Raw genomic sequence first — 13672 nt, 5'->3', positions numbered from 1 at the left:
TGCTTACTTTTATTGCTTGATGAAGGGTTGCTTGATTTCACGGTCTTAATTAGCTATCAAGCCGCCGCCTGCATGCCAGCGCAATAAAAACTGGCGTACCAATCAGCGCGGTTAACAGCCCCACTGGCGTCTCTGCTGGATAAGCGATAGCCCTTGATAGGACATCTGCCCATACCATCAAGATACTGCCAAGTAGCATACATAAGGGCAAAAGCTGCTCATAAGCCATATTGGACACTTGTTTCAACAGACGCTTGGCAACATGCGGGATAATCAAACCCACAAAGGCAATGGGGCCTGCGACTGCCACACTGATCGCCGTGAGTATGGTAATCAATGCCCCGCACGACCACTGCAATGCTCGCAAGTTTACCCCAAGGCTACTTGCCACCTCATCGCCCAGCACCAAGACATTTAGCTTAGGCGACAGCCACCAGCCATAACCCAAGGCCAGCAGTGATATCACCGCGAGCATTGGAATAGACTCCCAGCGCGTATTGGCAATAGAGCCAGCTAGCCAATAAAGTACCCCATACGCCTGCTCATCGGTGGTGATCAGCGCCGCTCGCGTCATACCGACCAGCAGCGCATTGATAGCAACGCCTGATAAAACCAGACGCACAGGATGCACCGGACGACCGGAGAAATATCCTGCCAGTCCTGCAACAAGGGCACAAGAAAACACTGATCCGACCAGCGCTTGTAAAAAGGTCGAGGTTAAAAAGGCAAACCCTAAACCAATGGAGGATAGAGCAACCACGCAGGCCGCCCCAGCATTGATACCCAATACCGCAGGAGAGGCCAGCGAGTTACGGGTCATCACCTGCATCAGCAGCCCAGCTACCGCCAAATTGGCACCGACTATCATCGCCACAAGCACGCGTGGCAGACGTATCTCTATTAATAATTGCGCGGCTAATGAGGCTTTAGCATTCGACTGAGCCAATAAAGAGAAGGCATCCAAAATCGACAGGGAGAATTTTGAATACGCCGTTAACCCTTGCCAACAGCCTATTAGCAAAATAATGAACAATCCGCACCACAATAGCACCCGTGTTATCGGACGCTTTGCAATAGAGGGTTTTGGCGATCTAGAAGAGGAGCGGCTCAGTTTTGTCTCAACCATAAAAGCCGCCCTGTTTTAAACAGACAGTCTTGTAATGGCGCATTAATTGGACTCTTTTACAGAAGGGCTTAAACCTTCTTTGCCTGAGCTTGATGCAATCTTAAGCAGCTTAGCAGCCATGTGCTCAGCAGACTGCATACTGCGATTGAGCGCCCAATAGTTTGGATCGACTTCGATGACTTGATCGTTTTTGACCGCCGTTAGCTGATGAAACAGCGGCGAGGATTTCCACTCATCATAAATGGTGTGCTCGTTATAACGCCCAATCAATAACCAATCGGGATCGGCTGCCAACAACTGCTCAAGACTGGTTGCAATATACGCCTCATCCGTTTGCTCAGGAATGGGGCTTTTGATATTTAGATAATCAAGCAAACTACCAGCATACGAGCTTGGACCATGCAGCCACATGCCCTTATCACTGATAATGGCAAATTGAACGCTGTGACTAGCAAGCGGAGTGGCTGCCAACTGCGACTGTAGATCTGCCATCTTTTTTAGATGCGTATTGATAACTTGCGCCATTTTTTTATCTTGGTGAACGATATGCCCGACCAATTGCGCCGTCTGGATATTTTCTGCATAACTCTCACCGCGGCTCTTTAGTACGACCGATGGTGCAATATGATTTAACTCATCGGCGATGACCGTATGACGCTCATCATCAGCAATGATCAGATCAGGCTGTAAATCCGCAATAGCCTCAAGGCTTGGCTGATAGCGTGAACCGACCGAGGTATAATCAGATAGCTGCTGAGTAAACTCGGTAATAATACTGTCAGGCTTATTATCATCAGCAATACCCACTGGCGGCAAACCTAATGCTAACGCATCCCCTAAAAATGAGTATTCCAAAACCACAATGCGCTTTGGATTCTGCGGATAGTCGCTCAGATTGGGCAAACGCGCTTTGATCTCTGTGTCGGTTAGCAGCTGCACAGCATGATTGTCGCGACTGCTATTACTGCTACTGACATTTGACTGAGTGGCTGCTACCGATGTGTCATTATCAGCACTCAATGATGGCGTGGCCGTCATATTGTTTTTTTGAGTGATAATAAAAACAATACCGCCAACGACAATCAATACGATGACCAATAAAGGCAAAATAAGCGTGAGCTTTGGGCGTTGATTCATAAATAACCTGTCTTACTATCATAAAATGGGTTGGGCGTTAAAACTCATAGTTATACGTTAACAGCCACGTTCTGGGTGCGCCAAAGCCGATTTGGTTTTTGCCTGAGCTGCCATTGGTCGCCCCAAAGGCATATTTTTTATCCAACGCATTGTTTAGGTTGAGCTGTACATTGTGCTGACCTGCGCTATAGGCGGCCATCAAATCCACCGTGGTATAGCCATCAAGCTCTACTGCCTCTGCATCCCCTGCATAGCGATCACTGACATAATTGACACCGCCGCCCACGCGCCACTGGTCAGTGGGCTGATAGGCGCTCCATAGTGAGAAGGTTTGCTTTGGCACATCGTTTGGCACAAGGCCAGTCTTTTTATCTTCTGCATCCAGATAGCTATAGCCTGCCGATATATCCCAGTTGTCCCGAATTTTGCCGCGCGCTTCAAGCTCTAGGCCTTGATGGCGAAACTCATCTTTGTCAATGACTTCTCGGTTGTCATTGGTTTTTGGGTCTTCTTTATCAATCTGATAGACGGCAGCGTTGAGCATGATATCGTCATTGTGCAGATACGTCTTAACGCCTATCTCTTTGAGATCAGTCTGATACAGCGCAGCAAGCTTTGGATTGATATAAATGCCTGAATAAGGCAGCTGCCACGAGCGCGCGGCAGTCACATAAGCGGAGGTGGCATCGGTAAAGTTATAGACGATACCTGCGCGGTAGCTGAACTTATCATCATTTAGCTCGCTGTCTTGACCTTGAAAGCGTTGATCCAGCTGGATATTGTCATAGCGGACGTTGCCGACCAGCGACCAGTCGCCGATATGATAGACATCTTGGGCAAAGACGCCGACACTTTGGGTGCTGTTTTTGCGAAATTTAGGAAACCCTGGGTTGGGTGTCGCACCAGCGCTTGGATTGGTGGCAGATATGGGCGGTACATTTTTATCAGTAGCAAGGGTCAAGTCAATGTCGATATCATTATAATCGGCACCAAAGAGCAGTTCATGGTTGCCGGTATTCCAAGCCAGCTCTGACTGTACCGTCTTGCTGGTGCGTGGGTCATAACCAAAGTTATTTACAGTTCGGCCAACTTGGTTGTCAGTCACCTCCGCTGGCGACTGACGGGTGCCTTTTTGTTCTAAAGTAATATGGCTGTATGAGGCGCGATTGGTCCATGTCATATCATCATTGATCGCAAACTCGTGATTGACCTTCGCATGCCAAGTATCTGAATCTTGGTAATCGTTGGTACCGCCATAAAAAGTATGGACAGGCACATCCACAGGCTTGCCATCTTTGGCGGGCACGCCGCGATAAGGCACAAGATGCTGACGCGTAAAATCAAAAGAGAAATCTAGCGTTTGCTGATCATCTGGCTGCCAGCGGACTGTCGGCGCAATAAACACATCGTTTGAGTCTACATGATCGACAAAAGAATCACTACGACGATACTCAGCATTGAGTCGCGCGTTGAGAGTATCTGAGAGCTTATGGGAACTATCGACACGCGCCACGGCCAAGCCATCGCTACCTACTTGCGCTTGCACCTTATTAAACTCATCGCCTTCTGCCTTTTTGCTAACAAGATTGATGATACCACCAGCACTGCCGCGACCATATAAAGCGCCTGCTGGGCCTTTGACCACCTCGACGCGCTCGACATTGGCGAGGCTGCGATAGGACTGCAGTTTGCCATCATCACGCATGCCATCGCTATACACATCGTTTAAGCCATTAAACCCGCGCAGCACAAACTCATCTCGGCTGCCCTCACCCAGCGTGTTATTGAGACCAGCAACGCCTTTGACCGCGTCCAAAACCCGTACCGCGCCCCTATCCTCCAGCTCGGTCTTTGTGACCACCGATACCGACTGCGGCACATCCAGCCATTCGGTATTGGTTTTGGTGCCTGATGTTGGATTATAAGCAGCATAACCTTCATATTTTTTGGCCGTGACCATGATGGGCGCTAGCGTTACGGATGGCTCTGTTGTTGATGACTGGATAGGCGTCTCTTGGGCAGCAACCTGTTGACTCACCGCCATGGTTAGACCAGTCGTCATCATGGTTAATAATAATTGAGTGCGAACCGCCGTCACTAGGCGTTTATGTTGATGAGGAGACATATTTGGATCCATAGAGTGTGTGAGGAGTGAGAAAACCAATTCATAAAGATCAGCGTTTAAGGTGCTGATTCTTAAAGTAACGACTGCCTATTGATCATCTTATGCTGGAATATTTAAAACAAAAGTGGCTGCCTATGTCTGCACTATCCCTACTTTTAAATGATAATAATTTTGCAAATGATAACTATTACTGTTTATAATTGCAACGCTTTAGCAACACTGTTCATTCTTGACCCCTGCAAATACACGCTAACTACTTGGAATAAATATGGTTATTTTTTTTAAACGTTCGACACTTTGCCTGGCGATGCTTTGTATTTATCAGCAAAGTTATGCCCAGCTGACGCCTGCCGACAAGGAGGCGAGTATTGAGTCGCCCACAGGCTTAGACGTAAATTCGGACTTAAATTCAGATTTGGATGCCTCCCCTACAGCCAGCACTATTAATCACAAAACAAAAACTGCGACCCCCTCTTTTACTGCAGCGCCCATCATCGTCACAGCAGAAACGCTTGGTGACTCTAGTGCCAATCAGGTAAAAGCCTTTGCCGGTAATCGCACAGTGATCGATAACGATTTTATTAAAAAAACCGTGAGCAACTCCATTGACGGTGCATTGCAGTTTATCCCAGGTGCTAAGATTGATGATGAAACAGGCACAGGCGTGCTACCTAACATCTCTATCCGTGGTCTGCATGCCAGCCGCAGTGGACAGGCGCAGTTTTTGATGGATGGCATTCCGTTGACCTTGGCACCTTATGGTCATACGGGTCAGTCTATATTTCCAGCGACCCTCGACAATATTGAGCGTATCGATGTGGTACGCGGCGGCGCGGCGACCCAGTACGGTCCAAACAATGTCGGCGGCGTGATTAACCTCGTCACCAAACCGATTGCCAATGAGACACAAACTGAGATTGGTACTGATTTGACCGTCTTTGAACAAAACGGTAAGCCATTGACCAGCTTATACGCGCGCCATAGCCGCTGGTTAAATGATGACGTTGGCGTACAGTTAGAAGCCAATAGTATCAAAGGCGACAGCTTTAGAGATCACTCAGACACCGAAGTCACCAACTTGCAGGCCAAAGCGCTTTGGTATATCGACGAAAACCAAGAGCTTGAAGGGTTTTTGCAATATTATGATGCCGATACAGAAATGCCAGGCGCACTCTCGCCCGCCGCCTACGAGCAAGATATCGAGCAAAGCCAGCGACCGTATGAAGCCTATCAAGGCAAATCAACACGCTGGCATGCTAAGTACAAAAACTACTTAAATATCGGTGACGAAGCAGTGTTAGACCTCACTACCTTTGGCCATCATGCCACGCGTAACTTTGAATGGGGGTTTAACTCACAATTTAACAATGACGGCGTGCACTGGGCAGACCCAGCAGTTGCCTCAGACAGCCTACGCACCTCCCCGCGTGAGTTTGACGTATATGGCGTGGAGCCAAAGTTTTCTATAAAGCTTGGCGACGATGACAATATCAAGCACCACCTCATCAGTGGCGTGCGCTACGTCAATGAAGACATCGATTATAAACTCACCCAAACCAAGCTGGCAGATGGTACGACAAGCACGCCGCGCGACTGGAACCTACAGACCGATGCATGGGCGGCGTATCTAAGTGATGAGCTGAGCTTTTTGGATGAGCGCCTAAAGGTGACGCCTGGCATTCGTTATGAGAATGCCAAAATGACGTTTAATGACGCTGGCAATAACACACAAACAGACAATACCATCACAGAATGGCTACCTGGGCTGACCACCTCATATGCGCTCACCAAGTCTGATGACAAGCTTTGGCTGGTCTACGCCAATGCGCAAAAGTCGCTCAGAACACCGCAAATTGCCAATATTCGCGGCAATGGAGAAGAAGGCAGTGAACTTGCATGGAACTATGAAGTCGGCACGCGCTATACCACCGATAATCTGCAAGCCAACTTGGGACTGTATCGCATAGACTTTAAAGACCAGCTGCAATGGAACAGCCGCGATCAAAGCTTTGACAATGTCGGAGAGACACTGCACCAAGGGATAGAGACGGCTATCACTTACACCCCGAAAAAATACGACAATCTCAGTGTCGGTCTGAGCTACAACTATCTCGATGCCACGCTACAAGAAGGCGCAAATAAAGGCAATCAGCTGCCCTACAGCTCGCCGCACCAGTTGGGCTGGCATGCCAGTTACGACCATCAAGATTACAGCGCCACCTTATCTGGGGTCTACTATGACAAAGCCTACACCGACAATGCCAATACAGTGGCAGAAAGTGCAGACGGTGCTATCGGCGAGACGCCTGCTTACCAAGTGTGGAATTTGAGCCTACAAAAAACGCTGCAAGATACCGATAACGAAAAGCTGTCTGTGCAGTTTGGTATCAATAACTTATTTGATGAGCAGTATTATTTCCGCGGTATCGATACCAGTCCTGTCGGTCGCTATCCTGCGCCGGGACGCTCGTATAAATTAGGTTTTAACTATCAGTTTTAATGGTTCATAAGTCCCCATTGTCCGATACCTCGCAACAAAAGAAGCAAACCTGTCATAGGTTTGCTTCTTTTTTTATCAAAGCAACTACAAAACGCAGCACACCACCCCATCGCTTTGCACGTCACCCACAGCATACGGCTGAGTCATGCAAACTCACCACCTTCCTAAAAAAAACGAGCGAACCTGGACCATTAATTGAACAATATTTTAATAACCACTTGCAAATGATTATCATTATCATTAATATCATGGGCACGAAAAATAACCTCTCTGTTTATTTTTTATTTGTGGTTCATCAAAAAAGGAAAGCATTATGTCCTATGCGACCGTTCTTATCACTCATGTGGTCAATGATGCAGTTATTGAAGGTTTTATCCCCGCGTTATTAAAATCTAGGCACGCACCTAACAGTCAATTAATTATCATAACCGATGATAAAGACGCACACATGGATGCACTAATAGCAATGCCTCTAGGGGCGCAAATCAGCATTCTGGAATGCGATGTATTCAACCCGCTAGCAATCATTGATACTTTAAACAATCATCATATCCTGCCCAGTCTGGTCTTTAGTAATAGCGACCATCTACAAGGGACAACCGCCATCGTCGCTGACTTCTTCCATCTGCCTAGCAAAGACTGGCGTCATTGCTTAGTCTTTAAAGACAAGTACTTAATGAGAACACAGCTACAATCTGCTCATTTATACCAAGCTGGCTATCAGCTGCTAAACGCCAAGGATTTACACCTTGACACTTTTGCCATCGACAATCTAGCTATCAGCTTCCCCTTAGTCGCCAAACCCAAGCAAGGCGTCGCGAGCATGGATGTGCAGCTTTGTATGGATAAAGATGAGCTGATTGACTATTGCCAAAATTTTTGGCAATCAAAAACCATACCGATTTTGGTTGAGTCTTATGTGGCTGGACGCTTAATGACGTTAGAGACGCTTGGCGATGGTGAGCGCTTGGTGGCGGTAGGCGGCTTTGAGGTGACATTGACCGAACCGCCACATTTTGTAGAGCTGGATGCGGTGTGGAACACGCCCTTATGCGTCCAGTACCGTGAGCGCTGTTTATCAATTTTACAAGATATCGGTGTGGGGCTTGGCGTCTGTCACAGTGAGTTTATTATTACTCCAACAGGCGAGATACATTTGGTTGAAATTAACTATCGCAGCATCGGCGATGGTAGAGAGTTTTTATTAGATGATATGGCGCACTACCCTTGGTTTGATACCATTATTCGACTGCATCAAGGGGTCAGTATTGCTGAGCTAGAGGCCGAGTACGGAGCACTTACCATCAGCACCCATGCACGCATTCATTATATTGTTGCCCCTCAATCTGGCACCATTTGCACAGCACCCAGCCCCTTTAATAAGCAAATGCAGCAGACGACTATCATTCATCAGCCGCTAAAACAACAACATCAAACCATCCAGCTGACCCACTCTAACAAAGACTATTTAAGCCGCCTACTGGCTTATTCTGATTGCAAAAACACCATGGATGACGTACTAAGCGAGGCCATCGCAAGTTTGCAATGGCAGTTTGACGCATAAACATGGGATCTACCTGCTACCTATTTACATCGCTTACCTATTTACATCGTTACATTTTGAGAGCTAATAATGAACAAACAATATATCACTGAACGCTTTATCAATACTTGTATTCGTGAAGACATCTATGGCTTGCTATCAGATAGCACCATTATAGAAACAGAATTTGATCTTCCTCATCTGCCAGAAGAGTTAAAACAGCAAACATTGTGGCTAGAGATAACCTTACCTGACCAATTGGTTGCCCGTTGCAGCCAGTGATTATATGCAATATTGGCAACTTACCAGCCCAATGTGGCTACAAAAAAACTCAGGCGAGTACCTCATCAAGCATGACTATCAAGATTTTGTCGCCATCCTCAAACAATTATCAAAGGCCTCTGAGGCTGTGCTTGATAGCTATCTGCTTGAGCTGGACTGTGCCACTGAACACCGAGCGTTAGCGCGCCGAGGGTTTGAGTCTCAGTGTCGCCATCTGGCGCGTAATATCACTCAATACCCAAACTGGTCTGAGCGGTTGCTATACGCCGATCAAGTCGCCTCGTATTTGGATCATCCTTATTACCCGACTGCCCGAGCCAAGCTTGGCTTAGACGCGTCTGATATTGCAGCATATAGTCCAGAATTTGCACCAATCTTTCGCCTACATTGGGTTGCTATCTCGAAAGCATTAGCCACTGTCAGCACCAAGCTGCCTGATATTTGGCCAAGCTTTGCCGACGTCGGTCTCAGTCCTGACCTCCAACAGACGCATTACCTATTTCCAGTACATCCGCTCACCTTGCCGCTGCTGCAACAGCATGCTCTCAAGGAGGCGTCGCTACAAATGATATTGGCACCCAAGTCTGCGCTCAGCGTACAACCTACCTTATCTGTGCGCACGGTGGTGTGCTGCGATGCACCAAATATCCATATCAAAGTACCGCTCATCGCCCGCACCTTGGGCAATAAAAACGTGCGCTTAATCAAACCCTCAACTATTTATGATGGTCATTGGTTTCAACGTACCTTGCAATTGATTGAAAAAAACGATGCCGCACTGCAAGGGTCTTACGCTCATTGCGACGAAAGCCTAGGTGGTCATATGGGCGATGACAAAACACTCGCCTTTATCGTCAGACGCTATGATGACATCAATCTAATGGGTAAAACTCCTGTCCCAGTAGCAGCGTTTGGCAGCGTCATGCCGGATGGTCGCCCCTTTGTCAGTCACTTAATTGATATTTTTTATGATGGCAATAGTCAGCGTTGGTTAAAAGACTACATTGGCCTGTTGTGCCATGTCCATTTGACACTTTGGATAAAATACGGCATTGCGTTAGAAGCCAACCAGCAAAATGCCATCATTGTCTTTGATCACCATAGCCGCACGATGACCTTGCTCATGAAAGACAATGACTCTGCACGCCTTTATCCACCAAGGTTTAACGCAGCTATAGCGCAAGCTGGCCTCGACAACTTGATAGACATCAAGAGCATTAAAGACCAACGTATCGTCGTTGACGATGAATTGGCGTTGGCGCAGATGTTTTTGACCATCACGCTCCAGCTCGACATCACCGCCATTATCGAGATGATGAGCACCTATGCCATCCTCGACCGTCATCAGGCTTACCAAACTCTTCTAAACGGTATTGATACGACCTTACGCAGCCTATCCAAACAAGGTTACGACACTCATCTTGCACAGCAAGTCTTATTAGAGAGCCAGCACTGGTATATCAAATACTTGCTGTCTGCTGGCAGTCTGTTGTCAAAAGAGCAGTCTGGCGCGACTGATATCAATAAGTTTTATGGCAAATCAGCACCCAACACCTTAAAGCTTATGCAGCGACACAAGCAGGACTCGTAATGAACTATCGAATGATGGTGGCAATCGTCCTATGTTGTCACTACCTGTCCGCCTTTTCTGCGTTAGGTATGCCGTTGTTTTTGCCAATCATGCTCCAAGAGCTAAATGCGCCATTGCAATCAGGCTGGGTTGGCTTGCTGTTTATACTACCGACCCTCATGACCGCCATCGCTGCCCGATACTGGGGACGTTTTGCCGATACGTATGGCCGCAAGACCTCCTTATTGCGGGCAGAGCTTGGCTTGGCGGTGGGGTTTTTGATATGCGGATTTTCTCAGTCTTTATGGCAGCTTGTCATAGGACTGAGCGTTCAGGGGCTGTTTGGCGGGACAATGGCAGCCTCAAACGCTTATTTAGCCACCAGTATCACTGATAAAAACACCTTAAAACAGGTGCTGAATTTTACTCAGTTTTCAGCGCGGCTTGCCTTGATTACTGCCCCGATTGGGCTGGGATTTTTGGTACAACATTACGAGGTGTTAAGTTTGTATCGCGTGCTTGCCATCCTGCCGCTCTTAGCATTACTACTTAGTTTTTTGCTAAAAAAAGACATCATTACGGCAGGTAATATCGGTACCACCGCCAATACTGTCCAACTGCCTAAAGTGCCTGCAAACACCAAAAGCAGTAAAAAATCCAGAAACGATAAAAATAAGAGCTTGTACCCCGCGCAAAGTCTAACGGGTGCCGCTTTTTTCGCCAATCCTTATCTGTTTATATCGCTGCTGCAGTTTTTCTTAGCCTTTTGTATGGTAGCGACTTTTCCATACTTTTTGCCATTTGCCAAAACCTTTGGGCTTAGCAGCGCTGAAATAGGACAGTTATATGCCATGCCTCATGCCATATATCTGATCTGCCACCTGCTCTATGGACGCATCAGCCAGTACCTGCCAGCCATGTCCTTAAGCCTTGGTTTTGCAGTATTGACAAGCGCGGTTTTGCTGCACTTGACAGACTATCTTGCCTTGATTTGGCTGGCGAGAATGCTGTTTGGCGTAGGCATGTTTATGTGTTACCAAAGCCTGCATGCGCAAATGGCGAATACCAACCAGTCCAAGCATAGCGGCAAAATATTCTCCAGATACGATGCACTGGCAAAATGGGGCGGCGTGCTAGCAGGACTGTCAGTTACTTTGTTTGTACCGATATTTGGTCTGCTCTCTCCGTTTATGCTCTCAGCTATGATGGCAGCCGTCGCGATAATAACCATTAGCATGTATCAAGCAACATGCAGCAAAACGGTGTAGAAAGCACCAAAACCATACTTACTCTAAAAACATTTAAAACATAAAAGAAGAGATCACTTATGAAACCAAACTATTCACTACCAAACGATACGATGTCAAGTTTTTTGTGGCCCAGTACATCAGTCAAAAACACCCCAGTGCCAAGCCTACTGTCGCAGTACCATCAGTACAAGTCTGAGCAGCATGCACTGACAAACATCATCAATTGTTATCTTCGTGAGTTCGCCATTCCCAATCAAGACCTAAGCATTGATGAGTCTGATGACGATTTACCACTTTGTCTACGTGATAACCGCGCTGGCCTGAGCGCACAACTATTGACGATTCGATTTCCTATCGCTCATGAGACTGCTTCTGCAAAAATCGTATTGCCTGTGGCCTACTTTAGTCATTTAGGCAAGTGCCAGCCGAGCGGCGCACCTTGGCTAAAAGCGCATGGTCAATCATGGACATGCCTTGATATTCATCAATTGGTCGATTATCTGCACAGTTATATTGCGACGCGCTATCAAATCGATATCAACCAAGAGCTAAAGCATCAGATTGATAATAGCATCAGCGTAACCACCGCCTTTTTGCAGACCTCGAGCACCCACGCCACTAGCTACCAGCAAGATATACAGCAAAATACAACAAACGTTAATGGCTATATAGATAGCGAACAGGCGTTACTTTGGGGTCATGCATATCATCCGTCGCCGAAAAGCCGGCAAGGGGTCGATATGGCGTCTTTGTTGGCGCACTCGCCTGAAACCCAAAGCCAGTTTGCTTTGTTTTGGTTTAAGGTTAATCCCTCCCTCGTCAGCTATATTGGCAAAGATACCAAAGCCATACTGCGCAATATCGCGCGCACCTTACTTGCTGATGAATTATTAGCGACCGTAAATTCAGACACTGACAGCTTAAATACTGGCGGTTTAAATAATGATAGTTTAAATACCGATAGCGACACCGACTGGGTCTACTACCCTTGTCATCCGTGGGAAGCCGATGGCATCTTGGCAAATCCGACCATTAAGCGAGCAATCACATCAGGTCATATGATACCGCTTGGTCTGACGGGTAAGGCTGTGTCCCCAACCTCGTCGGTGCGCACCTTATATCATGATCAGCTGACGCATTTTATAAAGTGTTCCATCCATGTTCGTCTGACCAATTGCATTCGCAAAAACGCTTGGTACGAGCTACACAGTGCCGTTTATCTAAATAATATTTTAGAAAAAATTGATCGCAGCAAGCGCCTGACTGCGCCCGCTTTTAAGCTGATGTTGGAGCCAGGGGCTGCCACCCTTGATATGAGCGCCAAATTCCCCGATGGCAATGCCAGTTCGGCTCAGTTTATTACTGAGTCTTTTGGTTTATTGTTCCGAGAGTCATTTACGACAGATGATATTACATACCTAACGCCGCAAGTGGCTGCCGCCTTATTTACCGAGGATAGGTTTGGAGACAGTGTCATCAAGCGTCAGCTACAGCAGTGCTGTAACCGCCGTGATCAGCATGATAATGAGCGCGTATCCTATGACACCCTAGCCTGCTTATGGTTCAGACGTTATGCCAATATTTTGATTGACGGCACGTTTGATTACTTTTTTAACCATGGCGTTGTGTTCGAGCCGCATTTACAAAACACGGTGATTGGCTTTCATCAAGGCCTGCCGACATGCGTGTGGATTCGAGATTTGGAAGGCACCAAGCTGGTGGATAGCCTGTGGTCGCTTGCTGACGCGACCGGTTTATCTGAGCGCTGCAAACAGTCCATCCGCTATTCTAGAGCGGCAGGATGGTCACGTATCGCTTATTGCGTTTTTGTCAATAATCTTAGTGAGGCCATCTTTTATTTATGCCGAGGCGCGCAATCAGCTAAGACGTTAGAGGCGCGACTTTGGCAGCATGTCAAAGAGATATTGATCAATTGGCAACTGGTATATGGTACTCAGCCCGAAATTCAGGATTTGTTGGACGGTGGCAGCTTACCCAGCAAGACCAATTATAAGACTCGATTGCTCACGCTTGCTGATAAGCATTCTGCCTACGTCATGCTGCCTTGCCCGTGGCAGCCCTCTACGCCCGGTGCCAAAACGGCCAGCCAAACAATGACGCTATTATAAAACCCCACCA

9 protein-coding genes are annotated in these 13672 nt (G+C 47.3%); 6 read left to right on the top strand and 3 right to left on the bottom strand.

The features are described from left to right. Nucleotides 1–49: 49 nt before the first annotated feature. From BTV98_RS06345 to BTV98_RS06335, 3 genes are read right to left on the bottom strand one after another with little or no spacing between them, the layout of a single operon-like run. The gene (locus BTV98_RS06345) at nt 50–1126 is read right to left on the bottom strand and encodes an iron ABC transporter permease (protein ID WP_075103193.1); all 1077 of its coding nucleotides are present in this window, start codon (nt 1124–1126) and stop codon (nt 50–52) included. Between the two features lie 42 nt (nt 1127–1168). Next, nucleotides 1169–2263: a Fe(3+) dicitrate ABC transporter substrate-binding protein gene (locus tag BTV98_RS06340; protein ID WP_075103192.1), complete on the bottom strand. Its 1095-nt coding sequence runs from the start codon at nt 2261–2263 to the stop codon at nt 1169–1171. Nucleotides 2264–2300: 37 nt separating this feature from the next. Further along, on the bottom strand, nt 2301–4388 hold the full coding sequence (locus BTV98_RS06335) for a TonB-dependent siderophore receptor (RefSeq protein WP_075103191.1): 2088 nt from the start codon (nt 4386–4388) through the stop codon (nt 2301–2303). 268 nt (nt 4389–4656) lie between these two features. On the opposite strand from BTV98_RS06335, the gene BTV98_RS06330 reads away from it, so the two are divergent. The 6 genes from BTV98_RS06330 to BTV98_RS06310 all read left to right on the top strand — a co-directional run bounded on the left by BTV98_RS06330 (nt 4657) and on the right by BTV98_RS06310 (nt 13662). After that, nucleotides 4657–6888, top strand: a complete 2232-nt coding sequence (locus tag BTV98_RS06330; RefSeq protein WP_075103190.1) for a TonB-dependent siderophore receptor — start codon at nt 4657–4659, stop codon at nt 6886–6888. A gap of 313 nt (nt 6889–7201) precedes the next feature. Beyond that, entirely contained in the window at nt 7202–8452 is a 1251-nt protein-coding gene (locus BTV98_RS06325; protein ID WP_075103189.1) for an acetyl-CoA carboxylase biotin carboxylase subunit family protein, read from the top strand. 69 nt (nt 8453–8521) lie between these two features. Then, on the top strand, nt 8522–8713 hold the full coding sequence (locus tag BTV98_RS13755) for a hypothetical protein (RefSeq protein WP_256713849.1): 192 nt from the start codon (nt 8522–8524) through the stop codon (nt 8711–8713). 4 nt (nt 8714–8717) lie between these two features. Beyond that, nucleotides 8718–10304, top strand: a complete 1587-nt coding sequence (locus tag BTV98_RS06320; RefSeq protein ID WP_256713848.1) for an IucA/IucC family protein — start codon at nt 8718–8720, stop codon at nt 10302–10304. Next, the gene (locus tag BTV98_RS06315; protein ID WP_075103188.1) at nt 10304–11551 is read left to right on the top strand and encodes an MFS transporter; all 1248 of its coding nucleotides are present in this window, start codon (nt 10304–10306) and stop codon (nt 11549–11551) included. Before BTV98_RS06320 ends, BTV98_RS06315 begins: the two co-directional genes overlap by 1 nt. Before the next feature lie 59 nt (nt 11552–11610). Next, nucleotides 11611–13662 (top strand): IucA/IucC family siderophore biosynthesis protein, encoded by a 2052-nt coding sequence (locus BTV98_RS06310; protein WP_075103187.1) that lies wholly within the window; start codon nt 11611–11613, stop codon nt 13660–13662. The last annotated feature ends 10 nt before the right edge of the window (nt 13663–13672 follow it).

The organism is Psychrobacter sp. Cmf 22.2, from assembly GCF_001921745.1.
Lineage (GTDB): Bacteria > Pseudomonadota > Gammaproteobacteria > Pseudomonadales > Moraxellaceae > Psychrobacter.
Note: the sequence above shows the minus strand (reverse complement) of the source record. Positions and strands in the feature narration are given on the sequence as shown.

Coding starts and splice junctions, on each gene's coding strand:
- BTV98_RS06325 (WP_075103189.1), top strand. CDS start 7,202: ATGTCCTATGCGACCGTTCTTATCACTCATGTGGTCAATGATGCAGTT.
- BTV98_RS06310 (WP_075103187.1), top strand. CDS start 11,611: ATGAAACCAAACTATTCACTACCAAACGATACGATGTCAAGTTTTTTG.
- BTV98_RS06335 (WP_075103191.1), bottom strand. CDS start 4,388: ATGTCTCCTCATCAACATAAACGCCTAGTGACGGCGGTTCGCACTCAA.
- BTV98_RS06320 (WP_256713848.1), top strand. CDS start 8,718: ATGCAATATTGGCAACTTACCAGCCCAATGTGGCTACAAAAAAACTCA.
- BTV98_RS13755 (WP_256713849.1), top strand. CDS start 8,522: ATGAACAAACAATATATCACTGAACGCTTTATCAATACTTGTATTCGT.
- BTV98_RS06315 (WP_075103188.1), top strand. CDS start 10,304: ATGAACTATCGAATGATGGTGGCAATCGTCCTATGTTGTCACTACCTG.
- BTV98_RS06340 (WP_075103192.1), bottom strand. CDS start 2,263: ATGAATCAACGCCCAAAGCTCACGCTTATTTTGCCTTTATTGGTCATC.
- BTV98_RS06330 (WP_075103190.1), top strand. CDS start 4,657: ATGGTTATTTTTTTTAAACGTTCGACACTTTGCCTGGCGATGCTTTGT.
- BTV98_RS06345 (WP_075103193.1), bottom strand. CDS start 1,126: ATGGTTGAGACAAAACTGAGCCGCTCCTCTTCTAGATCGCCAAAACCC.